The sequence below is a fragment of the Noviherbaspirillum humi genome, from assembly GCF_900188095.1.
Classification (GTDB): Bacteria; Pseudomonadota; Gammaproteobacteria; order Burkholderiales; family Burkholderiaceae_D; genus Noviherbaspirillum; species Noviherbaspirillum humi.
Map to the genome: position 1 here is coordinate 186,543 of NZ_FZOT01000007.1, position 24,000 is coordinate 210,542.

The window sequence follows — 24,000 nt, forward strand, 5'->3', positions numbered from 1 at the left end:
CAGCCGGTTCAGCGGACGAAGACACCCAGGCCCTCGTCGTTGAAATACTCGAGGTCGACCTTGCCCGGCGAGAAGGTCACCTTCGAGAGGCTGCCGCGCGGCGCGTTCTCGCTCAGCAGCGGGAAGGTGAAGACGTCGCCATCCCAGTGGCTGAGCTTGTACACCGTCGGCTTGGGTCCGAGGCGCAGCTCCAGCGTGCCATTGTTGTTCAACACCTGCAGCGGACCGTAGTAATCGTTACGATAAGTCCCCGCATACGCAGTCAGCGCCTGCGGCGGCTTGGGATTGGTTGGCCGCTCGGCGCCGACGAGCGAGCCGACCGGCGTCAGATAAGGCTGAAATCGTTCGCGGTAAGCGCTTTCCCAGTCGCGCTGGATGCTGCCGAACTGGACCAGGTCGGTGAACTGGGTTACCAGCGCTTCCGGCATGCCTGTCGGCGTGGCATTGGCCAGCACCACGATCGCGACGTCGGCCGAGGGAATGGCGGCGAAGCTGGTGGCCGCGCCGAGATAGAAAGCGCCCGAATGGCTCAGCACCACCCGGCCGGAAGCCGAGGTGCCGACATTGAAGCCGTAGCCATAGAAGCCGGCCCGCTCATTGGCATTCGCGGGGACGCTGGAAATCATCTGCGGCGTGATCGCCGGCAGCAGCGCCGAGGGCTGTTCCTGCTGCCGACCGGCCGTCGTCGCGGCCTCGAGCAGAAAGCGCAGCCACTTCGCCATGTCATTGGCCGACGAACTGACCCCGCCGGCGGGCGACTGCGCATCCGGGTCGCGCGGCGGTCCGGGAATGTAGCCGCCGTCGACCAGCAGATGCGTCACCGCCCGATTGGGCCGGTTCAGATAATCGGCGTAGCGCGAACTGGTGGAAGCCATGCCCAGCGGCTGGTACACCGCCCGCTCCGACAGCGTGGCCCAATCCATGCCCGATGCCTTGGCCACCGCTTCCGCGCCCGCCGTCAGGCCGAAGTTGGTGTAAGCGTAAGTGATGCGGAACGGCGCCAGCGGCACCAGGCGCAGGCGCTGCAGCACCTCCGTTCGGCCATAGCCGAGGTCCTCCAGCTTGTCGCCCGCATGATCGGGCAAGCCGGAGCGGTGCGCATACAGGTCGCCGATGGTGACCTGCTGGCCGACATACGGATCGGAAAGCGTGAACCCGGGCAGGCGCGACTGCACCGGCGTATCCCACCCCACCACGCCGGCCGTCACCTGGTTGGCAATCACCGTCGCGCCGATCGGCTTGGACACGGAAGCCAGCTGAAACACGGTGTCGGCATCCACCGTTTCGCTCTTGCCGCGTTCCCGCAGGCCGAAGCCCTTGGCATACACCGTCTTGCCGCCATGCACCACCGCCACCGCCATGCCGGGGATGCCGGACCGGGCGAGGATGCCTGCGGCAAGTCCATCCAGCTGCGCGATGGCCGCCTCGATCTGTCCGGCCGGAATCGGCACCGCCGAGGTTTCGCTCGGGGATGGCAGTGCTGCCGTGCCGACGCCGTTTTCGGCCTCCGCCGCGAGAACGATGTTCGGCGCATCGCCGGCGCCGTTTCCACCGCAGCCGTTGATGGCGACGGCTGCGCACAGTGCCGCGATGGCGGCATGGATGAAGCGGCTCATTGGTTGTCTCCCGGGGAAGATCGACGCAGGGCGCAAGCAGGAACGCGCGCGCACCGCCTGCTTGCAGGCAGGCTGAACGCAGGCGCTTGCAGCCTTCAATCTAGTGAGCGCCTTGCGAACAACCAAGGAAACGGGGAAGAAAAGGCGATCGCCTCTGATTTTTCACAAAAGCTTTGCCGCGGGGTAAGGCGTCGCCGCATCCTTGCATGATCGCCTGCAGTCCATTAAGCGCCAAACGGGGCCCTCGATCACTTTCGCTCGGGCACGAGAGCTTTTGGATTTGCCATGGTCAAAACCATAAATTGAATGCGGCCGATCGTGCCGCCTGGAGAAAACGATGAAGAGCAAGCGAGCCATTCCCGCCTGCATCGGCCTCGTGCTGCTGGCCGGCTGCACCACCACCGCCGAGCGCGCGCAGCAGGCCAGCCGCGAAATGGAGCAGATGATGCAGACCTACGGGCCGGCATGCGAACGGCTGGGCTATGGACGGAACAGCAACGAATGGCGCGACTGCGTGCTGCGACTGAGCGAGAAGGATGATATGGCGCGCTACGGCTACTACGGCTCCCCCTTCCCGGGCCCCTGGCCGCGACGCCGGTTCTGATTCGATCGTCCAGGCACGAGCCGGGGCGAGCGCCGGATAAGAGCCTGCCCTTCGCCTATGCTCGGACGCGGCGCTGCTCCCGCGAGGCGACCCAGGTGCCCGCCATGCCGGCCATGGCGATGACGCCGACACCGCACAGCGCGAGGCTGTCCGGCACATGGGAGAACACGATCCAGCCGGCCAGCATCGCGAATCCGATCTGCATGTAGAGGAAGGGCGTCAGCAGGCCCACCGGCGCCTTCTTGTAGCCATGGATCAGCAGCAGATGGCCGAGCGTGCTGAACACGCCGAGCGTGAGAAACAGCATCCAGGTGCGGCCATCCGGCATCTGCCAGAAGAACGGCAAGGCGCAGGTGGTGATGGCCGCGCCGACCGCGCCCGACAGGAACTGCATGGTGGCGGCATCGTCCGAGCGCGCCAGTTCGCTCGTCAGCAGCTGGTAGCCGACATTGGCCGCCACCAGCATCAGCGGCAGGATGACGTTCCAGCTCAGGCCGTGGGCATCCGGGCGCACCACCAGCAGGGCGCCGCCGAAGCCGGCGAACAGCAGCAGCCAGCGCAGCGGGGAAATGCGTTGCCGCAGCCGGGTGGCGGCAACCACGGTGATGAAGAGCGGCGCCAGCAGGATGATGGCGGTGAACTCGCCGACCGGCATGAGCTTGAGGCTGAGGAAGGCGAGCACGCTGCACATCAGCAGCAGGATGCCGCGCAGGACCTGAAGTCCGGGACGCCTGCTGCGCGGCAGGCGCAGGCCGTGCTGCGGAAGAACCGTGAGCAGGGTGAAGCCCAGCTGAAAAACATAGCGGAACCACAGCACCATGGCCAGCGAGGCCGACATGCCGACCACCTTGGTGGTGGTGTCCAGTGCGGCGAAGCAGGCGACGGAAGCGGTGATGAAGGCGATGCCGGTGAGAGGAGATATCTTGACGGCGTGGCTGGCGGAAGCGTGGCTGGACGGGGAGAGACGCGATTCGGTTCGACTTTGCATGGCAGCATTGTGCGTCGGTTGCCGGCGCATCGCAAGAAAAAGGGCAAGACATGTCGATGCCCTGCCCGAAGACCTCGGAGGAAGTCGTCATCCAATGACGGCGCAAGCCCCTTCGCAGGGAAAGGGCTTGATGCCGATCAGAAGCGGTGCAGAATGCCGGCCTGGAAGCCGGTCAGGTTGCGGCCGTTGACATCGGCGCCGGCCAGGTTGGCCGACGGGCCGGCCGAGCCGCTGAAGCGGAAGCCGGCATTGGCTTCGTTCTGCATGTAGCTGAGGAAGCTGTACAGCGTGGTGCGCTTCGACAGGTCGTAGAACGCGCCGACGTTGCCGCCCTTGGCGCCGGCGTTGCCGCCGGACTGATCCTTGATCACGCCATACAGCGCGCCGACGCGCAGCTGCGGGCTGACCCGGTAGTCGGCCGACAGCTGGTAGATGTTGTAGAAGCGGCGCGCATTCGGATCGGTGCCGGCGTAGGTGCTCGGGGTGCCGATGTTGCTCAGGATGGCGGCGGCGTTCAGGCCGTTGGCGCTGGCGGTGACGTTGTTGCTGCGAACGTAGGTCGCATACACCTTGCCCTGGCCGTAGTCATAGTTGGCGTACAGGTTGTGGTACTGGACCTTGTTCGTCACCGTGGCGGAAGGAGCCGGATTGGCGCCGAGGCCGGCATAGCCGGCGCGGTACGGGCCGTTGGTGTAGTCCAGGGAGAACTGGTACACCGCCTGCGAACCGACGCTCTGGCCGGCGAGTTCCGTCAGCGCATAGTGCACCACACCTTGCAGGCCGCCGATGCGCGGGGTGCGGTAGGAGATGTCGTTGTCGTAGCGCGACGGCACGCCGAAATTGTTGACGATGGAGCCGAAGGTGGTGCGTTCGGTGTAGTCGATCGCCGCGCCGATGGCGAGGATCTCGGTGTTCTGGCGGCCAATGCGGAATTCGCCGTAGGGCGTGTTCAGGCCGACCCAGGCCTGGCGGTCGAACAGGCGGTTTGCCGACGACTCGGCGCCCGTGCCGGTATCCGCATTGAAGCCGTTCTCCAGCCAGAACTTGGCTTCGTAGCCGTTGCCCAGCGTTTCCACGCCGCGGAAGCCGATGCGGCTGCGCAGCAGCGAGCCGTCGTTCAGGCCAATGATCTTGTTGCCGCTGTTGCTCTTGATATAGCCCAGGTATTGGTCCACGCTGCCGTAGATGGTGATGTTGCTTTGCGCCTGGGCGCTGGTAACACCGGTGGCGCAGGTAGCCAGCACGGCCAGCGCGACGATTTTCTTGTTCATGGATTCTCCCTTGATGAAATAGTGAACCGGCACCGCTGCGATGCCGGCCTTCCCCTCGATTGCATCTCTTAGCCGCGCCCGGAGGACACGGCCCGATCCGGACGATGCGTTTCGGATCGCTGCTGCCGGCCACCGCGGGTGCGGCGGCCGGAAATTCCTTTTTAAGCCTGCTGCGCCAGCGCCTGGATCGCGAGCACATAGCCATGGATGCCGAAGCCGGCCATCACCCCCTGTGCCACCGGCGAAATCCAGGAGTGGTGGCGGAAGGCTTCGCGCGCATGCACGTTCGAGATGTGCAGCTCGATCACGCGCACGCTGGCGCCCTTGATCGCGTCATGCAGCGCCAACGACGTATGGGTCAGCGCGCCGGCATTGAACACCACGCCCTGCAGATCGCCCGCGGCCTGCCGCTCCCCGGCTTCATGGATCCAGTCGATGAGGTGGCCCTCATGATTGGACTGGCGGAAGTCGAGCGCGAATCCATGCTGGTCGCATGCCTGCCGGCACAGGCTTTCGACGTCGGCCAGGGTCTGGCGGCCATAGACGGAGGGTTCGCGCTTGCCGAGCAGGTTGAGGTTGGGGCCGTTCAGCACCAGGATGGTTTTCATAGGTACCCTCTTCTTTCTTGATCGATCAGGCATTGCCGCGGGAACGCACCATGGACCGCAGGTGGGCATCCATGCGCGCCACGTCGGGCTCCAGGCCGGTGAAGAGGCGGAAGGCGCCGACCGCCTGCCCCACCGCCATGCCGCCGCCGTCGGCAGTGGCGCAGCCGATGGCCCGCGCCGCCTTGAGCAGCGCCGTCTCCAGCGGGAAGTACACCACTTCGGATACCCACATCTCCGGACGCAGCAGCGCCGCGTCCAGCGGCAGCCCAGGCAGCTTGTCCATGCCGACCGGGGTGGCGTGGATCAGTCCCGATGCATGAGTCAGCGCGCGCTCGGCCCCGGCGCCCGCTTCCACGCAGCTGGCGCCATGCAGCTCGGCCATGCGCCGCGCCAGCGCCTCGGCCCGCTTGCCATCCTGGTCGACGATGGCGAGGTGCTTCGCGCCCAGCCGCAGCACCGCATCCGCCACCGCCGCGCCGGCGCCGCCGGCGCCCAGCAGCACCACGCGATCCAGATTGGCCTCGGGCAGCTGACGGCGGAATCCCCAGGCCCAGCCGGTGCCGTCGGTGTTGTGGCCGGTCAGGCGGCCGTCGCGGATCACCACCGTATTCACGGCGTTCACCGCGCGCGCTTCATCCGACAGTTCGTCCAGCAGCGGAATTACCGCCTGCTTGCAGGGATAGGTGATGTTCAGGCCGGCAAAGCCGATCAGCTTCGCCGCCGTGAGCAGCAGCGGCAGATCGTCCACGCTGCCGCCGTTGCGGTCGATGTCGATCAGCTGGTAGTGCAGGCGCAGGTTATGCTGGGCAGCCTCGATCTCGTGCATGCGCGGCGACAGCGACTGCTGGATGCCGGCGCCGATCAGGCCGATGAGATACTTCTGTTGGTTCACGGGTTAGCCTTTTTGGACGTAAAGGGGCTCCAGCCCCGGCACGAAGGCCGCGGGCCCTGTTAAAAGAATTGGGTTTAAGAGTTAGGCGCTAATCTTCAGCCGGCGAACCACTTGGCCGGCACCGTCACCAGCGAGGGGAACAGCACCATCGCGAACATGATGATGAACTCGGCGATCATGAACGGGATCACGCCCTTGGTGACTTCGTCCATCTTCATGCGCCCCACTCCGGCGACCGTGCTGAGCACGGTGCCCACCGGCGGCGTGATCAGGCCGATGGAGTTGTTGATGATGAACAGCACGCCGAAGTAGACCGGATCGATGCCGGCCGCCTTGACGACCGGCATCAGCACCGGCGTCAGCACCAGGATCGTCGGCGTCATGTCCATGGCGGTGCCGACGATCATCACCAGGATCATGATGGCGATCATCAGCAGGGTCGGGTTGCCCATGAAGGGCTCCAGCATGTCGATCATCTTGCTGGGCAGATCGGCCACCGTGATGAGCCAGGCCGACACCATGGCCGCCGCCACCAGGAACATGACGACCGACGTGGTCTTGGCCGCCGCCACGAACACGCCGTACAGCTGCGACAGTTTCATTTCGCGATAGATGACGACGGAGACGAACAGCGCATAGACGGCGGCAATGACGGCCGACTCGGTCGGCGTGAAGATGCCGAAGCGCAGGCCGACCAGGATGATCACCGGCAGCAGCAGCGCCCAGATGCAGCTGCGAAAGGATTCCATCACTTCCGCCATCGACTTGCGCGGCGGCGGCGTGATGTTCTCGCGCTTGACCTGCAGCCACCAGGTCAGCCACAGGGCGGCGCCGATCAGCAGGCCGGGCACGATGCCGGCCAGGAACAGCTTGGAGATCGAGACGTTGGCCGCGACGCCGAAGATGACGAAGCCGATCGATGGCGGAATCACCGGGCCGATGATGCCGGCCGCCGCGATCAGCCCGCCGGCGCGCGACTTGTCATGTCCCGCCTTGACCATCATCGGCAGCAGCAGCGCGGTGAGCGCCGCCGCGTCCGCCACCGCCGAGCCGGACAGCGCCGACAGCAGGCAGGCTGCCAGGATGGTGACGTAGCCGAGGCCGCCCTTGATGTGGCCGACCAGCGACAGCGCGAACTTGACGATGCGCGCCGACAGGCCGCCGACGTTCATGATTTCGCCGGCGAGCATGAAGAAGGGAACCGCCAGCAGCGGGAAGCTGTCGGCGCCGTTGATGACGTTCTGCGCCAGGATCTGCGCATCGAACAGATCGAGATGCCACATCAGCGCCACGCCGCTGGCCAGCAGCGCATAGGCGATGGGAATGCCGATCGCCATGGCGCCGAGGAGGGATCCGAGAAAAATTCCGACTGTCATGATCGTGTTTCCGTAATTCGTAGTGGGTCGGTCAGGTCTTTGCCTTGGCCTGTTCGCGCAGCAGGGCTTCCAGTTCGGCGGCTTCTTCGGATTCCTGGATCATCACCAGTTCGTCGTCCGACAGCCGGCCGGTCAGCGCACGGAACAAGTCGAGCAGCAGCACCACGCCGGTGGACACCGAAAACAGCACGCCGGAGGCATAGAAGATCGCAATCGGCGCGCCGGTGGCGGGGGCCGCCACATCCCAGTTGATCCTTGCCTGCGCCAGGCTGCCGTTGAACAGCAGCCAGGTGACATACAGCATCAGCAGGTGGCCGAGCACCAGGCAAACCTTCTTGCCCGCGGCCGGCAGCCGCCCGACCAGGAAATCCGTGCCGAGATGGCCATGCTCGCGCATGGCGACCATCGCGCCCATGAAAGTCATCCAGACGAACAGCCAGCGCGACACTTCCTCCGCGACGGTGATGCCGGTGTTCAGGACGTAGCGCAGCACCACGTTGCTGAACACCAGCAGCACCATGATGGCGAGAAACAAGGCGGAAACCGCTTCCATGAGGCGGCAGTAGCGATCCAGCAGGCGATTCATGATGTCTTTCCTCGTCGTGATTCCAATGATTCGAATGTTGTTATTGTGATCTTGCGGCTGGCGCCGCCGTTCTCAGGCAACCCGCGCCGCCGGGTTCTCCCGCACCCGCAGGCTGCGCCGCAGTACCTGGTCGGTCACCCACTTGGCCGAGTCGCGCGCACGATTCGCCACGGCCTCGGGCGGCATCTGCAGGTAGTCGTCGTTGAAGACCTCGAAGCTGTAGTCGCCTTCATAGCCGAGCCGGTACAGCTTGCGCACCATCTCCGAGATCTCGTGCGAGTGCTCGCCTTCGCCCGGAAACACCCGCAGGTGGCGGGCGGTCTCGATGCGCTCCTCGGGGCTGCGGATCTCGCGCCACATGAAGTCCGAGAGCTGGACCATGGCGATCTTGCTGGCCGGGATGTCGTCCAGGTCGTCGAGCGTGCCGCCGTTGGCGATGATGTGATAGTTGTCCAGCACCACGCCGACGTTGGCATGGTTGGCGAGGTCCACCGCCTCCCAGGATTGCTGGTAGAGGTTGACATGCCGCCCCCAGGACAGCGCCTCGTAGCCGATGCGTACGCCGAGGGGCACCGCCAGGTTGGCCAGCTTGGCCAGGTCGCGCGCGATGACCTCGATGTCGCCGCTGGCGTGGCTGGAGGTGGATGAGCACATCATCAGCAGCGGCGAGCCCACCGCATGGCAGATCTTCAGCATGCTCCTGGCGATGTCCACCTTGTAGTCATGCAGCCGGCCCGACAAGCCTTCGTAGTCGCGCATCACCTGGATGCCGGTCACGCGCAGGCCGCTGTCCTTCACCAGCCGCACCGCTGCATCGAGGCCATGCGGATGGCCGGCCAGGTCGCGCGCCCACAGCATGATCTGGGAAAAGCCGGCCGCCCTGGACGCCGCCAGCTTGGCTTCGAGCGTGCCGGCCAGGGTGACGGTATCCATGCCGAAGTGTGAGAGGTTCATGCTCGTCCTTTGCGCGGAAAATGCCTCAGGCTTCGATATGGCTGTGCACCAGCTCGAAGCTGACGCCGCCCTTGAACAACTGCGTGAGCGCGCCCTTGTCGCTCGGCTGGACTGGATCGCGGTCGACGAACACCACGCCGCGCTTTTGCAGCGCGCGGGTCGCCGCGGGCACATCCGGCGCGCCGATGCCGACGCGGATCAGCGCTTCTTCCCAGTTCAGGTCGACCGCGTCCGCCGGCGGCTCGATCAGCTGCAGATAGAACTTGTGGCATGGGCTTTCCAGCAGCGTGCCCTTCGGCAGCACGCCGAAGTACTTCCCTTCCGGCAGCACCTGGAAGCCCATCAGCTGCTGGTAGAAGTCGATCCATTCGCGGCTGCGGTCGGCGCGGATGGCTTGCACCACGCCGAAGAAGTGCAGGCCGGGGATGGCATTGTCGCGGCGGTCGCCGCCCGGCACCGGCTTGAAGTCGACGTCGTAGATCGAAAAATCTTGGTAGCGGTCGACGAAGTAGATCACCGAGTCGCCCACGCCGTGCACGCCGGGGATGTTCAGCTCCATGGCGCCGGCCCGGGTGGGAATCGGCCAGGCGCCGAGGTCGGTGGCATGGCGATAGGCATAGTTGGCGTCCCGCACCCGCATGGCAACGCCGGACAGGACGGTTGCCTGCACATTGGCGCCCATCGCTTCGCGCGCCGCCGGGTCGGCATTGACGATGATGTTCATGCTGCCCTGGCGGTACAGCACCACTTCGCGCGAACGATGGCGCGCGGCCTGGGCGAAGCCCATCATTTCCAGGATGGCGCCGAAGGCCAGCGGCTCGGAAGTGGCGTATTCGATGAACTCGATGCCATCGATGCCGAGCGGGTTGGTCGGCTCCGGATTGTTGTCGCGAATGGGCATGACGACTCCTTGCGCCGCCTGCATGGCGGCGCCAAGACGATGTGGCGTAGGGATTCAGGCGACCGCGCGCTCCGGCGCGGCAAGCGCTGCGGGATTACTTGCGGACCTTGGCGATCTCGCTGTTGAGCTCGGCGACGGCGTCCTTGATGTCGCCGCTGGCCTTGGCCACCACCGGCTTGACCTTCTCCCGGATCCTGGCGATCTCGGCGGGCGGCAGCTCATTGATCTGGATGCCGGCCTTCTTCAGGTTCTCGGCAGCGACCGCATCCTTCTCGCGCGACACCTGGCGCTGGTAAGCCTGGGCTTCATGCGCCGCATCGGCGATCACCTTCTTTTCCGGGGCGGAGAGCTGGTCCCAGAACTTCTTGCTCATCAACAGCGCCTGCGGGTTGTAGATGTGGCGCGTCATGGTGATGTACTTCTGCACCTCGTGGAACTTGGAGCTGTAGATCGTCGCCAGCGGGTTTTCCTGGCCGTCGATCGCCTTCTGCTCCAGCGCGGTGTAAACCTCGGGGAAAGGCATCGGCACCGCATTCGCGCCGAGGGTATTGAAGAGGTCGATGTAGACCGGCGACTGCACCACCCGGATCTTCAGGCCGGCGATGTCTTCCAGCTTGGCGACAGGGCGCTTGCTGTTGGAGAGGTTGCGGAACCCGAGGTCCCAGTAGCCGAGGCCGACCAGGCCCTTCTCCGGCAGCTTGTCGAACAGGCGCTTGCCGAACGGGCCGTCGACCACCGCATCGGCTTCCTTGGCGTCGTTGAACAGGAAAGGCAGGTCGAGGGCGCTGAATTCCTTGTTCAGGCTGGACAGCAGCCCGGCGTTCAACACCGTCATTTCGACCGTGCCGCCCTGGAGCGCGGACAGGGTTTGCAGGTCGCCGCCGAGCGTGCCGCCCGGGAACAGGCGCACCTTCATCTTGTTGCCGCTCTTGCTGGCCACGAGGTCGGCGAATTTCTGGGCGCCGAGGCCTTGCGGATGCTCCTTTTCATTCAGGAAGGAAAACTTGATGGTGCGTTCCTTGATGTCCTGGGCATAGGCGGCGGTAAGCGGAAGCAGCAGCGCGAGGCTGGCGGCAACGGTGCGAAAAAGCTTCATGTAGCGTGTCTCCTGCGGGGGTGTCTTGACTGGTTGAGCGAGCGGCCGATTCGCTGCGCACTGACCACTGTCCGGCCGCTCCTGAAACAGTGTTCATCGATATTTTTATGGCTGCATTCGCCTTGGCAACCGCTTCAAATGGCTTCATGCGAGCTTGAATGCCGCGAAGTATAGGCAATCGGACAGGTGACGAAAACCGCGGAAAACGTTGTTTGCGCGATAAACGCGCAAAGAGTGCGCGCTTCGCGAAAATCTCTGTTTTTTTGATTCAGGCAGGTGGGAGCGGGCCGCAACTTGCCGGCCGAGACTCAAATTGAACGCCGTGAGACGGATTGCAAATCGATTGATGGTCTGGCGGAAGGCTTGGAAAACCGAGGCCGAAAACGGTCAAAGCCACATCATCAAGGTGTTGGCCGTCGCCTGGAGCGCGGGAATGCAGCGCGAGATGGCTTCCTCGCGGGAGCAGCTGGCGACGTTCATCGACACGCTGATGGCGCCGATCAGCGCGCCGCGGCGGTTCTTCACCGCCACCGAGATGCCGCGCATGCCGAGTTCATACTGGCTCTCCGTCACCGCGTAGCCGACATGGCGTATCTCCTGCAACTCCCGGAACAGCTGGTCCTTGTCGGTGACCGTCATGTGCGTGTAGGCGATCAGCTCGACGCCGCCCAGATAGGCGCGTATCTCGGGGTCGGACAGGGTGGAGAGCAGCACCCTGCCGGCGGTGGAGGTGTAGGCCGGCAGCCGGGTGCCGGGTTCGAAGCCGGCGGTGACCAGGCGCGGCGCGATCACCCGGGTCAGGTACACCACCTCCGGTCCGTCGAGGATGGAGAAATTGGTGGACTCCTGCAGCTGCTGGGTGAGGCGCTGCAGGAAGGGCACGACCGCATTCGGCACATGGGCCGAATCGAGGTAGGAGCGGCCGAGATTGAGCACGCGCGGCGTCAGCCAGAACTCCTTGCCGTCGGTGGCGGCGAGGCCGATATGGACCAGCGTCAGCAGATAGCGCCGGGCCGCGGTGCGGGTCAGGCCCACCGTCTTGGCCATTTCGCTCACCGTCATCCGGCGCGCCTCGCCGTTGAAGGCGCTGATGACGTCGATGCCCTTCATCAGGCCTTCGATGAGGTCGCGCTTCGGGATGTCCGTGTTGAGCTTGTCGGCGTCTTTCATGCCGCGATTCTGAAGCAAAGCCCCACACCGCGCAAACCCGGTTCCCCGAACCCAAGCACGGGGAGCAGGTCGTCCCCCGCCGCTCATGGCGAGCCGGACGGCGGATATCGTGGAACGACGGCTTGCCATTGAAGACCAGCGTCGCGACCGATACGGGCGCATCGACGACGAAGTCGGCCATGCCTGCGGTGGCGATTCGCAGCGGGCGTATCGATCGGGCGATGTCCATCGCCAAGCGGGCCAGCCGAAAACTGGTGCAGGCCTGGTGCCCGGCATGAAGGCGCTGCGCCATGTGCTTGCGGCCATGCTTGATTCGAGGAAATGCATGTCCGATCCACCAGCGCGGCATTAGGCGGGTTCGAGGCGACGTGCAATCTCGGGAACCGGCGGCGGCGGACGGACTCATACCCCGATATTGCATCGCAACATAACCGTTCGCGCGACTTCGCCTTGCGAGTGAAGCGCCGCGAAGGGATCCGCATTGCCGTCAGGCAGCGGATATGTCTCGGGGAGAAAACCATGCTGCGAGCCTTTCGACACGCTACCCAGCTCATTCTGAAACACCGCCCGCCGCGCGCGGCCCGGGAAACGGCAGGGACCGGGAGCTTTCGGGCATTGCCCGCCCCCGCTCCGGAGGAAGCCGATCCCGCCGGCCCGCCCGCGCCCACCCACCATGCCGCTCCCCGGCCCGATCCCGGCGCCCAGTTCCTGTGGCGGACCTACCGCGATGCCCGCCACGGCCATTTGGACTATCTCCTGTTCGTGCCGGCTGGCGCGGGCGATTCGCCGTTGCCGCTGCTGGTGATGCTCCATGGCTGCGCGCAAGGACCGCGCGACTTCGCCATCGCCACCCGGATGAACGAACTGGCGCAGGAACAGGGCTGCTGCGTCGCCTATCCGGCGCAATCCGACCGGGTGAACCGCATGCGCTGCTGGAACTGGTTCGACCCGGCCAACCAGCAGCGCGATGCCGGCGAGCCGGCGCTGATAGCCGGCATCACGCGGCAGGTGATGCGCAGCCAGCCCATCGATCCGCGCCGGGTCTACGTCGCCGGCTTGTCGGCCGGCGCGTCCATGGCCGCCGTCATGGCCCATACCTATCCCGACCTGTATGCCGCCGTCGGCGTGCATTCGGGCCTCGCCTATCGCCGCGCGCAGGATGTCTATTCCGCGATGATGGCGATGCGCCATGGCGCCCGGCTCGACCTCGACGGGGCGCGGCGCCTTCAACAATCGCAGCGGGAGTTGCCGCCGGTGCCGGCCATCGTCTTCCACGGCGACATGGACAGGACGGTGCATCCCGACAATGGCAACGAGGTCGTCGCCGCCATCGCCAATCAGGCCGCGCCGTCGTCCGAGATGTGGATCAAGCTGCGCGACGGCCAGGTGGAAGAGGGGCATGCCTATACGCAGGCGGTGTACATCGACCAGGGCGGCCGGGTGATGGCGGAACAGTGGGTCGTCCATGGCGCCGGCCATGACTGGTCCGGCGGCGATCCGGCCGGCAGCTTCGCCGACCCGCGCGGTCCGGATGCGAGCCGGGAGATGCTGCGGTTTTTCCTGGCGCATCGGCGGCCGGTGTGGCGCCAATCGCAAGCCTTTGTCGAGCCCATGTCACGGCCGGTGGCATAGCGGCAACCGGCGCGCCGATCCACGCGACCACGAGCGCCGCTGCCGGACGCCGGGAAGCGTTTCTAAGAGCCCGCCACCAACTCTGCCGCCAGCCGGTTGTGCCGCTCCACCAGCACGCCGGCATCCAGCGTCAGGCAGCGGCCGTCGCGCACCACCACGCGGCCGTTGATGATGCTGAAGTCCGCGCCCGCGGGCGCGGAGAACACCAGCGCCGCTACCGGATCGTGCAGCGCGCCGGCGAAATTGTGCCGGCGCAGATCGAACGCCACCAGGTCGGCCGCCATGCCGGGCGCGAGCGCGCCGATGTCGTCGCGGCCGAGCACCTTGGCGCCGCCGAGCGTGGCCACTTCCAGCGCCTGGCGCGCCGTCATCGCATCGGGACCGGAGCCGACCCGCTGCAGCAGCATCGCCTGGCGCGCCTCGCCCAGCATGTGGGCGCCGTCATTGGAGGCGCTGCCGTCGACGCCGAGCCCGACCGGCACGCCCGCCTCCAGCATCCTGCGCACCGGCGCGATGCCGGACGCCAGACGCATGTTGGAACAGGGGCAGTGGGCGACGCCGGTGCCGGTGCGGCCGAACAGGCCGATGCCGTGATCATCCAGCTTGACGCAGTGCGCATGCCAGACGTCGTGCCCGACCCAGCCGGCGTCTTCCGCATACTGGGCCGGCGTCATGTTGAAGCGCTCGCGGCTGTAGGCCACGTCGCCGGCGGTTTCCGCCAGATGGGTATGCAGCGAGACGCCATGGCTGCGCGCCAGGCGCGCCGATTCCCGCATCAGGTCGGGCGAGACCGAGAACGGCGAGCACGGCGCCACCACGATGCGCAGCATGGCGTGGCGTTCCGGGTCGTGCCAGGTTTCGATCAGGCGCTGCGTGTCGCGTAGGATTTCCGCTTCATCCTCGACCAGGCTGTCGGGCGGCAAGCCGCCCTGCGACCGGCCCACGCTCATGGACCCGCGCGCGGCATGGAAGCGCATGCCGATCTGCTGCGCCGCCTCGATGCTGTCGTCGAGCCGGCAGTCGTTCGGATAGAGATACAGATGGTCGCTGCTGGTGGTGCAGCCGGAGAGCATCAGCTCCAGCATCGCGGTCTGGGTCGAGACCTTCACCATCTCGCCGGTGAGGCCGGACCAGATCGGATACAGGTGCGTGAGCCAGCCGAACAGCTCGGCGTCCTGCGCGCCGGGCACCGCCCGCGTCAGGCTCTGGAACATGTGGTGATGGGTATTCACGAGGCCCGGCATCACCAGGCGGCCGCTGGCGTCGATCACCTCGTCCGCCGTCTGCGGCAGGTCGGCGCTGGCACCCACCTGCTCGATCACGTTGCCGCGGATGAAGACGGCGCCGCCGGCAATTTCGCGCCGCTGCGCATCCATGGTGACCAGCACCTGGGCGTTCTTGATGAGCAGGGTCTTAGCCATGGAAGTCCAGCAGGAAATCGAGCAGGATGCGGGCCGCCAGGTCGGCGTCGTCGCCGGTCATGGTTTCCAGCGGATTGTGGCTGACGCCGCCGTTGCCGCAGCGGATGAAGAGCATGGCCATGTCGCACAGTTCCGCCATCTTCATCGCGTCGTGCCCGGCGCCGGAGGGCAGGCGCAGCAGCGGCAGGCCGAGCTTCTCGATGGCGGCGTCGAAGCGGCGCATGAGACCGGGCGCGCAGGCGGAGGCGGCGGCTTCCAGAATCGGTTCCAGCGCGTACTCCACCTGGCGCCAGCCGCAGATGGTCTTGATCTCGGCCAGCACGTCGGCCACCGCCGCCTTGCGCACCTCGTCCTCGGCGGCGCGGATGTCGAGCGACAGGCGGCAGGCGCCCGGCACCACGTTCACCGAGCCGTTCGGCACCTGCAGGATGCCGACGGTGCCGACCAGGCCGGCGATGCCGCTGCAGCGCTTTTCCACCGCCAGCACGATCTCGGCCGCGGCTGCCGCCGCGTCGCGCCGCATGTCCATCGGCGTGGTGCCGGCATGGCCGGCGCTGCCGGCGAGCTCCAGCATGTAGCGGGAACTGCCGGCGATGGACGTGACCACGCCCACCGGCAGGTTCTGCTCCAGCAGCACCGGCCCCTGCTCGATGTGCAGTTCGACGAAGGCCAGCACCTGGTTCGGATCGCGGGCGATGCCCGGAATCTGCGCCGGATCGTGACCGGCCGCCTGCAGCGCCTGGCGCAGGCTGATGCCGTCGGCATCGACATGCTCCAGGAGGCTCGAATCGAAGCCGCCGGTGACGGCGCTGCTGCCGAGGAAGGTGCTGCGGTAGCGCACGCCCTCCTCCTCGGCGAAGGCGATGACTTCCAGGTGAAAAGGCAGGCGCCTGCCCTGCCTGTTGAGATGACCGACCACCGCGATCGGGATCAGGATGCCGGCGCGGCCGTCGTAGCGGCCGCCGTTGCGCACCGTATCGTAATGGGACCCGGTGATGAGCGTCTTCGCGGAAGCATCATCGGCGGCGTAGCGGCCGACCACATTGCCGACGGCGTCGATGGTTGCCGTCATGCCGGCCTCGCGCATCCATTGCGCGATCTGCGCCGCGGTCTGGCGATGCGCCGGCGTGAGGTAGGCGCAGGTCAGGCCGTCGGCATCGTCGCTATGGGCGGCGAGCGCCCGCGCCTGCGCCATCACCGCATTGCCGAAGGCCGGCGTCGCTCCCAGCAGATCGTTCAGGCGCAGCTCGGCAATGCGGCCGATCTGGCGCAGCGCCTCGGCCATTTCGTCCACCGGCCGGTTCTTCAGGCGGCGGGCGAAGGTGGCGATGATTTGCTGGCGCGTGAGGCCGTTGCCCTCCGGTCCCTTCACCGCCAGGATGAAGGGAAAGCCGAAGCGCTGGTTGTAGGCGGCGTTGAGTTCATGCAGCCGCGCGTACTCTTCCGGGCTGCACTGGTTGAGGCCGGCCTTGGCCTGCTCGCCGGTGGATTCGCGCGTCAGCTCGCCGGCGATGGCGGCCTTGCCGGCCAGTTCCGGGTGGGCGCGAATCAGGCCCAGCTTTTCGTCGTCGGAGGCGGACGCCACCACCGCCTGCAGCGCCAGCTTGAGCCCATCCAGGCTGCGGAACGGCCGGTTCGCCGCGGCGCGCATCGGAATCCAGGGCGAATGCTCGTAGATGCCGCCCAGCGCTTCGGTGAAGGCCTGGGCGTCGCAGGTATTGAGGATGTCGAGTGTGAGGCTCATGCTGCATGCGCCGTGGCGGCGTCGAAGGGATGATGTTGGCGCCAGTGTTCGGCGATGTCGATGCGGCGGGTGATCCAGACCTTGTCGTGCGACTGCACGTAGTCGAGGAAGCGCGCCAGCGCGGCGGCCCGCGCCGGCCGGCCGACGAGGCGGCAATGCAGGCCGATGGACAGCATCTTCGGCCGGTTCAGGCCGTTCGGGTCGCCTTCGGCGTAGAGCACGTCGAAGGCATCCTTCAGGTAATCGAAGAACTGGGTGCCGGAATTGAAGCCCTGCATGGCGGCGAAGCGCATGTCGTTGGTGTCCAGGGTGTAGGGCACCACCAGGTGCGGCCGTCGCGCTTCGCTGCCGTCCGGCTCGCGCACTGCGACCTGCAGCCAGAACGGCAGGTCGTCGCCATAGTTGTCGGCGTCGTAGGCGAAGCCTCCATGTTCCGCGACGAGCCGGCGGGTATTGGGCGAATCGCGCCCGGTGTACCAGCCCAGCGGCGACTCGCCGGTGAGCTCGCGGATGATCTGCACCGCTTCCTGCAGGTGGGCGCGTTCGGTGGCTTCATCCATGTGCTGGTAGCTGATCCAGCGCAGTCCGTGGCAGGCGATCTCGTGGCCGAGCTCGCGGAAGGCGGCCACCGCCTCCGGATTGCGCTTCAGGGCCATCGCCACGCCGAAGATGGTGAGCGGCAGCCGGCGCTGCTCGAACATGCGCAGCAGCCGCCACAGGCCGGCGCGGGAGCCGTACTCGTACAACGATTCCATGCTCATGTGGCGCATGTCGAAAGCCTGGGCGCCGATGATCTCGGAGAGGAAGGTTTCGGAAGCGCGGTCGCCGTGCAGCACCGAATTCTCCGCGCCTTCTTCGTAGTTCAGCACGAATTGCAGGGCGATGCGAGCGCCGTCCGGCCATTGCGCATGCGGCGGATTCGGCCCGTAGCCGATCAGGTCGCGGGGATAATCTTTGTAGGGATCCATGGGGGATATCGAGTAGGGTCGCGATCGTACGTCCTGCCTTTCGGAAAGGCAGGGCCGGCTGTTGAATCTTAGCCGGCAGGAGCGCCCCCATTATATCGGCCTGCTGATAACCGTTTTCAGCAGTCGAATATAGCGATTCAGCTCCGTCCCACCGGCTCGATCAGGCAGCGCGTCACGACCGGCGGCTGGTCGGCCAGATGGAAGGCCATCTTGCGCTCCCTCAGGGCGACGTCCGCGGCGGTGACCCGGTCGAACCGGCGCAGGTGCTCGGTCCAGGATTCATCGATCACCTGTTCCACATAGCGCCCCGGCACGGCGATGTCGCGCAGGAGTTCCCAGCCGAGCGCGCCCTGGCGCAGGCGGCTGCGCCGGCTTTCCTGCATCAGCGCCAGAAATTCATCGGCCCGCGCCGGATCGATCAGGTATTCGATGGTGACCAGCACCCGGCCGCTGTCGCGCGGCAGTTCCGCCTGCGGCGCGCGGATGGCGCGCGACGGCGTGAAGTCTTCCTCGATGCTGCGGTCGCCCATCGCCCGGTAGGCGGCCAGCATGGCCAGCACGCCGGTGCAGGCGGCGATCGCCAGGCTGGTCTGCACGCTGGTGAGCGTCGCCACCTGGCCCCAGAGCGCGGCGCCGGAAGCGCTGGCGCCCATGATGGCCATCTGGTACATGGACATGCCGCGCGCCCGGACCCAGTCGGGCAGGCCGAGCTGGGCCGCCACGCTGAGGGTGTTGGCGGATGAAATCCAGGCGATGCCCCCGCAGAACATGCCGAACACCGCGGTGTAGACGTTGGGCGCGAAGGCAACGCCCGCCATGGCCAGCGACTGCAGCACCGCGCCCATCAGGATGACGCGGTCGCTGGGAATGATCTGGCGCAGGCGCGGCAGGAACAGCGCCGCCGTGATGGCGCCCGCCCCCATGGATGCCAGCAGCAGCGTATAGGTGCCGGCGCCGCCGCCCTCGATGCCCTTGGCCACCAGCGGCAGCAATGCCAGCAGGCCGGTGGAATGGAAGAAGAAGATGGAAATGCGCAGCAGCACCGACTTCAGGCGCGGCGACTGGCCGACGAACTGCACGCCCACCCGCATCGCGCTGAGCAGCTTTTCCCGGCCGAGCGGGCTGGGCACATGCTCCCGCTTCCAGCGCATGATGGTGAAGCCGGCCACCACCGACAGCGACGCATTGAGCAGGAACACATAGAAGCTGCCGGCCGCCGCGATGATGGCGCCGGCCACCAGCGGGCCGATGATGCGGGAGGCGTTCATCGAGATGCCGTTCAGCGCCAGCGCATGCGGCAATTGGGCGCGCGGCACCAGTTCCGGCACGATGGCGGCGAACACCGGCCAGCGCATCGCCAGGCCGATGCCGTTGGCAAAGGTCAGCGCCAGCAGCAGCGGCGGCGTCATCAGCCCGGAAGCGATGGCCACGCACAGCAGCGAGGCGACGCCGGCGATCCAGAACTGGGTGGTGATGAAATAGCGGCGCCGGTCGAGGATGTCGGCCAGCGCGCCGCTCGGCAGGCCGAGCAGGAACACCGGCAGGGTGGAGGCGGTCTGCACCAGCGCCACCCAGATCGGCGTGGAAGTCAGCGACGTCATCTGCCAGGCGGCGGCGACGTCGTTCATCCACATGCAGACGTTGGCGATCAGCCAGGTGATCCACAGCATGCGGAAGACCGGCCGCTTCAGCGGATCGAGTACGGAGTTGGACGCGTTGCTGACGCGGCTGGAAGCCGGGGCTTCGGGCGGTGTTTCGGTTTGCGGGGGCATGGATGATAGGCGTTCGGCGCTCTTATTGTCGCCGTTCATGATCGCATCCGGCTTGAGGATGCACAACGGGTTTTCCTTTCGGCATGGTCAGGCGCGGGCCAGAAGCTCCTTGCCGACGCCGCTGATCAGCCCGCGCAGCCACTTGTGCTCGCTCGCATGGTGAACCCGGTCGTGCCACAGCTGATAGAAGCGCATCGCCGGAAACTTGATCGGCACGGTGAAGGTCTTCAGCGGCAGGCTCCTCTCGTACAGCCGCAGGAACTGGCGGCCGGTGGTCAGCACCAGGTCGGTCTGCGTCAGCATGTAGGGCATCTGGCCGAAATAGGCGGATTCCACGACCACGTTGCGGCGCAGGTTGTGGCGCTCCAGATAGCTCTCGATCACGCCGTAATAGCCGGGCAGCATCTGCGACGGCGCCACGTGCGGCAGGGACAGGTAATCCTCCACCGTCATCTCCTCCGGACCGGTGCGCTTGGCATAGGCGGAATCGGCGCGCATGGCGCAGGCGATCGGGTCCTGGAACAGGCGCGACAGGTGCAGGTGGGCCGGCGGCTCGTCCCAGTTGGCGATCACCAGGTCGAGTTCGCCGTCGGACAGCATGCGGGCATAGTCGACGTCGCGGCCGATGTGGTGGATCACCACCCGGCTGTTGGGCGATTCGCGCCGCACCCGCGACACCACGTTCGGGAGGAACAGGCTGTCGAGGTAGTCCGGCGCGGCGATGTGGAAGGTGCGCGCCGCCTCCTGCGGCGCGAACGGCCGCTTCTGCACGAACAGGCGCTCGGTTTCCTCCAGGATCTTCTTTGCCGGCCGCAGCAGGCTCTCGCCGTGCTGGGTCGGCACCATGCCGCGCGAACCGCGCACCAGCAGCGGATCGCCGGTCATCTCGCGCAGCTTGCGCAGCGCCGCCGAGATCGACGGCTGCGGCTGGTTCAGCTTCAGCGCCACCCGCGACACGTTCTTCTCCGACAGCAGCATGTACAGGATGCGGATCAGGTGCAGGTCGATGTGGGACGGCAGGTTGGACATGAAGCGCTTGAGGGTTTCGTTATATAAGAAATCGGATATGTGGAATATACCTGATTTCCCATACCATTAGACGCACTGCGGTTTATCTTCGTAGGGTGGGTTAATTACGGGACAGAAATGGAAGCTTACCTGGTTTCTTACGCCGCCGACTGGCTGAACCTGCTGGTGCGCTGGCTGCACCTGATCGTCGGCATCGCCTGGATCGGCGCTTCGTTCTACTTCGTCTGGCTGGACAACACCATCCGCCCGCCGGCGCCCGGCTCCGATCTGGCGCAGAAAGGCGTGTCGGGCGAGCTGTGGGCGGTGCATGGCGGCGGCTTCTACAACCCGCAGAAGTACCTGGTGGCGCCGAAGGAACTGCCGGCGGAGCTGCACTGGTTCAAGTGGGAAGCCTATTCCACCTGGCTGACCGGCTTCGCGCTGCTGCTGATCGTCTACCACTTCAACGCCTCCGCCATGATGATAGACCGCTCGGTGGCCGACCTGGCGCCGTGGCAGGCGGTGGCCATCGGCCTCGGCACCCTGGTGCTGGGCTGGACGGTGTACGACCTGCTGTGCCGCTCGCCGCTGGGCCAGCGCGACGGCCTGTTCGGCATCGTGATGTTCCTGTTCATCGTCGCCGTGGCCTATGCGTTGTCGAAGCTGCTGAGCGGGCGCGCCGCCTACATCCATGTGGGCGCGATGATCGGCACCATCATGGTGGCCAATGTGCTGATGGTGATCATCCCCGGCCAGCGCAAGATGGTGGACGCCATGCGCGCCGGCGGATTGCCCGACCCGGTCTACGGCCAGCGCGGCAAGCAGCGCAGCGTGCACAACAATTACTTCACGCTGCCGGTGCTGTTCATCATGATCAGCAACCACTACGCAATGACCTACAACCATGCCTGGAACTGGCTGGTGCTGGCGGCTATCATGGCGGCTGGCGTGCTCATCCGGCATTTCTTCAACCTGAAGCACAAGGGCCGCATTGCCTGGGGGTATCCCGCCGCCGGCGTGGCCATCCTGCTCGCCGTTGCCGTCGCGATCGCCCCGAAGCCGGCGGCGCCGGTGGCGGCTGCGGCCGGCAGCGCCGCGCCAGGCTTCGAGAAGGTGCAGGCCATCGTCAGCCAGCGCTGCGTCGCCTGCCACTCGGATCGGCCGACCCAGCCCGGCTTCGCCTCGGCCCCGGCCGGCGTGATGCTGAACACGCCGGAACTGATCCGCCAGCACAAGGACAAGATCTATGTGCAGACGGTGCAGCTGAAAGCCATGCCGCTGGCCAACCTCACCCAGATCACCGAGGAAGAACGCGCCATCATCGGCGCCTGGTACCAGGCCGGCGCCAAATAACCGAAAGATTTCATGACCATGATCGCCATTGACGGATTCACCCTCAGCGCCGCCGACACCGTGCGGGTGGCGCGCGACGCCAGCCTGAAGGTTGCGCTGGCCGACGGCGCCCGCGCGGCCCTGAAGGAAAGCCGCGACTACATCGAAGCCAACTGGATGCACGACGAAGCGCCGATGATGTACAGCTTCAACACCGGCGTCGGCCTGCTGAAGGACACCCGCATCAAGGTCGAGCACATCGGCCTGTTCCAGACGCAGATGATCAATGCCCACGCCGCCGGTCTGGGCGAGCCGTTCAGCGAGGAAGTCAGCCGCGCCACCATGCTGCTGCGGGCCAATGCCTTCGCCAGCAACTACTCCGCGCCGCGGGTGGAAGTGGTGGACAGGCTGCTCGCCTTCCTCAATGCCGGCATTCATCCCATCATGCCGCAGAAGGGATCGGTCGGGGCTTCGGGCGATCTGGCGCCCCTGGCCTATCTCGCCGCCGCCATCGCCGGCTTCGAGCAGGCCGAGGTCATGTACCAGGGCAGGCGCATGAGCGCGCCGGAAGCGATTCGCCAAGCGGGCATCGGCGAGGTGGAATTCGAATTGAAGGCCAAGGATGCCTCGGCGCTGATCAACGGCTGCACGGTGTCGCTCGCGGTTGCCGTCTTGGCGGCGCATGATGCCCGTGCCCTGCTGTCGGATGCCTGCATCTCGCTCGGCCTGACGCTGGAGGCGATGCGCGCCGAGATGTCGGCCTACGATGCCCGCATCCACCGCGCCCGGCCGCATGTCGGCCAGATCAAGGTGGCCGAGGCGGTGCGCACCCTGCTTGCCGGCTCCACCCGCACCAGCCACGAGGCGCGGGCGGTGCAGCTGCCGGAAGAACAGCGCCGCACAGACATCCCCTACACCCCGCGCATCCAGGATGTGTACTCGCTGCGCTGCGCGCCCCAGGTCTACGGCCCGGTGTACGACGCGCTGGGCTACATCGACACCATCGTCGAGCGCGAAATCAACTCCGCCACCGACAACCCGCTCATCTTCCGCAAGGAACAGGTCGAGGAAGGCTTCGAGATCATCTCCGGCGGCAATTTCCATGGCCAGTACCTGGCGCAGGCGATGGACCTGCTGGCCATGTCGCTGACCGACCTTGGCAGCATCTGCGACCGCCGCATCGCCCGCCTTGTCGATCCGACCCTGTCCTGGGGCTTGCCGCGCAACCTGATGAGCGGCATCCGCGGCGTCAATACCGGCTACCCGGTGGTGCAATGCTCGATGACGGCGCTGGTGATGGAGAACCGCACCCTGAGCATGCCTGGCAGCGTCGACAGCATCCCGGCCAAGGGCAATGCCGAAGACCACATCTCCAACTCCACCTGGTGCGCGCGCAAGGCGGCGCAGGTGCTGGCCAATACCCGCTACATCGTCGGCGTGGAAATGCTGCTGTCGGCGCAGGCGCTCACCATGACCGAGGGCATGCTGCCCGGCTTCGCGCTCGGCAGGGGAACGCAGGCCGCCTACGACGAGATCCGGCGCCAGATCCCGGCCTGCCTGGAAGGCGACCGCTGGTACCACGACGACATCGCCGTGGCGCACTCCTTCATCGCCAGCGGCTCGGTGCGCGGCGCGGTGGAGAATGCGGTGGGCAGCTTCCTGTGATTCACCGCTGACTCATCCTCTGCAGCCTCGCGGGGTTGCCCCAGCCGGGCTGCAGCTTCCTTGCCGACTCCTCCTGCATCCTCCCGCCAGGCAGACCATGCCGGTTGCCCTGCCCCGTCTTCCGCTTCCCGCTCTCCACTCGGCGCGGCGCGGCGTCTTCACGCGCAATAAAAAAGCCGCCCCCGCCCTACCCGATCCGAAAAGGTGTTGGCGGGAAGGGCCTGATTCACCGGAATCTCTTGAGGCAAAACCTGAGCTGCCAAAGGAAACGCCCCATCAATTAAACCTGTCAGGGCTTCGAATTATGGACAGTGACCTCTCTGTAAAGCCGTGTGCCCAATGCCAGGCTTAACTGTCATTCCGGCAAGAATACCTGCGCCTGCCTTAGTCTTCGCT

21 protein-coding genes are annotated in these 24,000 nt (G+C 66.2%); 5 read left to right on the forward strand and 16 right to left on the reverse strand.

Annotated features, from left to right (window positions below; all coding sequences use genetic code 11):
• Positions 1–8: 8 nt before the first annotated feature.
• Positions 9–1,616 carry a serine hydrolase gene (locus tag CHB88_RS12900; RefSeq protein ID WP_089399735.1) on the reverse strand — a complete coding sequence of 536 codons (1,608 nt, stop codon included), beginning with the start codon at positions 1,614–1,616 and terminating at the stop codon, positions 9–11.
• A 337-nt stretch (positions 1,617–1,953) separates the two neighbouring features.
• Between CHB88_RS12900 and CHB88_RS12905 the strand changes: the two genes are divergently transcribed.
• The gene (locus CHB88_RS12905) at positions 1,954–2,220 is read left to right on the forward strand and encodes a hypothetical protein (protein ID WP_089399736.1); all 267 of its coding nucleotides are present in this window, start codon (positions 1,954–1,956) and stop codon (positions 2,218–2,220) included.
• Between the two features lie 55 nt (positions 2,221–2,275).
• Here the strand turns inward: CHB88_RS12905 and CHB88_RS12910 are convergent, their stop codons facing one another.
• From CHB88_RS12910 to CHB88_RS12955, 10 genes are all read right to left on the reverse strand, one after another.
• Positions 2,276–3,208, reverse strand: coding sequence for a DMT family transporter (locus CHB88_RS12910; RefSeq protein WP_089399737.1), 933 nt, complete (start codon positions 3,206–3,208; stop codon positions 2,276–2,278).
• Positions 3,209–3,345: 137 nt separating this feature from the next.
• Positions 3,346–4,479: a porin gene (locus CHB88_RS12915; protein WP_089399778.1), complete on the reverse strand. Its 1,134-nt coding sequence runs from the start codon at positions 4,477–4,479 to the stop codon at positions 3,346–3,348.
• A gap of 161 nt (positions 4,480–4,640) precedes the next feature.
• The gene (aroQ, locus tag CHB88_RS12920; RefSeq protein WP_089399738.1) at positions 4,641–5,087 is read right to left on the reverse strand and encodes a type II 3-dehydroquinate dehydratase; all 447 of its coding nucleotides are present in this window, start codon (positions 5,085–5,087) and stop codon (positions 4,641–4,643) included.
• A gap of 25 nt (positions 5,088–5,112) precedes the next feature.
• On the reverse strand, positions 5,113–5,979 hold the full coding sequence (locus CHB88_RS12925; RefSeq protein WP_089399739.1) for a shikimate dehydrogenase: 867 nt from the start codon (positions 5,977–5,979) through the stop codon (positions 5,113–5,115).
• A 95-nt stretch (positions 5,980–6,074) separates the two neighbouring features.
• The gene (locus CHB88_RS12930) at positions 6,075–7,355 is read right to left on the reverse strand and encodes a TRAP transporter large permease subunit (protein WP_089399740.1); all 1,281 of its coding nucleotides are present in this window, start codon (positions 7,353–7,355) and stop codon (positions 6,075–6,077) included.
• A 31-nt stretch (positions 7,356–7,386) separates the two neighbouring features.
• Positions 7,387–7,941 carry a TRAP transporter small permease gene (locus tag CHB88_RS12935; protein WP_089399741.1) on the reverse strand — a complete coding sequence of 185 codons (555 nt, stop codon included), beginning with the start codon at positions 7,939–7,941 and terminating at the stop codon, positions 7,387–7,389.
• A gap of 72 nt (positions 7,942–8,013) precedes the next feature.
• The gene (locus tag CHB88_RS12940) at positions 8,014–8,895 is read right to left on the reverse strand and encodes a sugar phosphate isomerase/epimerase family protein (RefSeq protein WP_089399742.1); all 882 of its coding nucleotides are present in this window, start codon (positions 8,893–8,895) and stop codon (positions 8,014–8,016) included.
• Between the two features lie 25 nt (positions 8,896–8,920).
• Positions 8,921–9,796: a 4-hydroxyphenylpyruvate dioxygenase gene (locus CHB88_RS12945; RefSeq protein ID WP_089399743.1), complete on the reverse strand. Its 876-nt coding sequence runs from the start codon at positions 9,794–9,796 to the stop codon at positions 8,921–8,923.
• A 94-nt stretch (positions 9,797–9,890) separates the two neighbouring features.
• Complete coding sequence (locus CHB88_RS12950; RefSeq protein WP_089399744.1) at positions 9,891–10,892, reverse strand: TRAP transporter substrate-binding protein; 1,002 nt, start codon at positions 10,890–10,892, stop codon at positions 9,891–9,893.
• A gap of 387 nt (positions 10,893–11,279) precedes the next feature.
• Complete coding sequence (locus CHB88_RS12955) at positions 11,280–12,062, reverse strand: IclR family transcriptional regulator domain-containing protein (RefSeq protein WP_089399745.1); 783 nt, start codon at positions 12,060–12,062, stop codon at positions 11,280–11,282.
• A 122-nt stretch (positions 12,063–12,184) separates the two neighbouring features.
• Here CHB88_RS12955 and CHB88_RS25170 point away from each other — a divergent pair, with 122 nt between their 5' ends.
• The gene (locus CHB88_RS25170; protein ID WP_176442453.1) at positions 12,185–12,340 is read left to right on the forward strand and encodes a hypothetical protein; all 156 of its coding nucleotides are present in this window, start codon (positions 12,185–12,187) and stop codon (positions 12,338–12,340) included.
• A 337-nt stretch (positions 12,341–12,677) separates the two neighbouring features.
• The gene (locus CHB88_RS12960) at positions 12,678–13,694 is read left to right on the forward strand and encodes an extracellular catalytic domain type 1 short-chain-length polyhydroxyalkanoate depolymerase (RefSeq protein ID WP_176442454.1); all 1,017 of its coding nucleotides are present in this window, start codon (positions 12,678–12,680) and stop codon (positions 13,692–13,694) included.
• 62 nt (positions 13,695–13,756) lie between these two features.
• Here the strand turns inward: CHB88_RS12960 and CHB88_RS12965 are convergent, their stop codons facing one another.
• From CHB88_RS12965 to CHB88_RS12985, 5 genes are all read right to left on the reverse strand, one after another.
• Positions 13,757–15,115 carry an 8-oxoguanine deaminase gene (locus CHB88_RS12965; protein ID WP_089399747.1) on the reverse strand — a complete coding sequence of 453 codons (1,359 nt, stop codon included), beginning with the start codon at positions 15,113–15,115 and terminating at the stop codon, positions 13,757–13,759.
• Positions 15,108–16,859, reverse strand: coding sequence for an allantoate amidohydrolase (locus CHB88_RS12970; protein WP_089399748.1), 1,752 nt, complete (start codon positions 16,857–16,859; stop codon positions 15,108–15,110). Before CHB88_RS12970 ends, CHB88_RS12965 begins: the two co-directional genes overlap by 8 nt.
• The gene (gene puuE / locus CHB88_RS12975) at positions 16,856–17,827 is read right to left on the reverse strand and encodes an allantoinase PuuE (RefSeq protein ID WP_089399749.1); all 972 of its coding nucleotides are present in this window, start codon (positions 17,825–17,827) and stop codon (positions 16,856–16,858) included. The genes CHB88_RS12970 and puuE overlap by 4 nt, the downstream gene beginning before the upstream one ends.
• A gap of 137 nt (positions 17,828–17,964) precedes the next feature.
• On the reverse strand, positions 17,965–19,599 hold the full coding sequence (locus CHB88_RS12980) for an MFS transporter (RefSeq protein ID WP_089399779.1): 1,635 nt from the start codon (positions 19,597–19,599) through the stop codon (positions 17,965–17,967).
• Between the two features lie 87 nt (positions 19,600–19,686).
• Positions 19,687–20,628 (reverse strand): LysR family transcriptional regulator, encoded by a 942-nt coding sequence (locus tag CHB88_RS12985; RefSeq protein ID WP_089399750.1) that lies wholly within the window; start codon positions 20,626–20,628, stop codon positions 19,687–19,689.
• A gap of 117 nt (positions 20,629–20,745) precedes the next feature.
• Between CHB88_RS12985 and CHB88_RS12990 the strand changes: the two genes are divergently transcribed.
• Together CHB88_RS12990 and CHB88_RS12995 are read left to right on the forward strand one after the other, a co-directional pair.
• Positions 20,746–21,960 (forward strand): urate hydroxylase PuuD, encoded by a 1,215-nt coding sequence (locus CHB88_RS12990; protein WP_089399751.1) that lies wholly within the window; start codon positions 20,746–20,748, stop codon positions 21,958–21,960.
• Positions 21,961–21,972: 12 nt separating this feature from the next.
• The gene (locus CHB88_RS12995; RefSeq protein WP_089399752.1) at positions 21,973–23,604 is read left to right on the forward strand and encodes an HAL/PAL/TAL family ammonia-lyase; all 1,632 of its coding nucleotides are present in this window, start codon (positions 21,973–21,975) and stop codon (positions 23,602–23,604) included.
• Positions 23,605–24,000 lie beyond the last annotated feature (396 nt).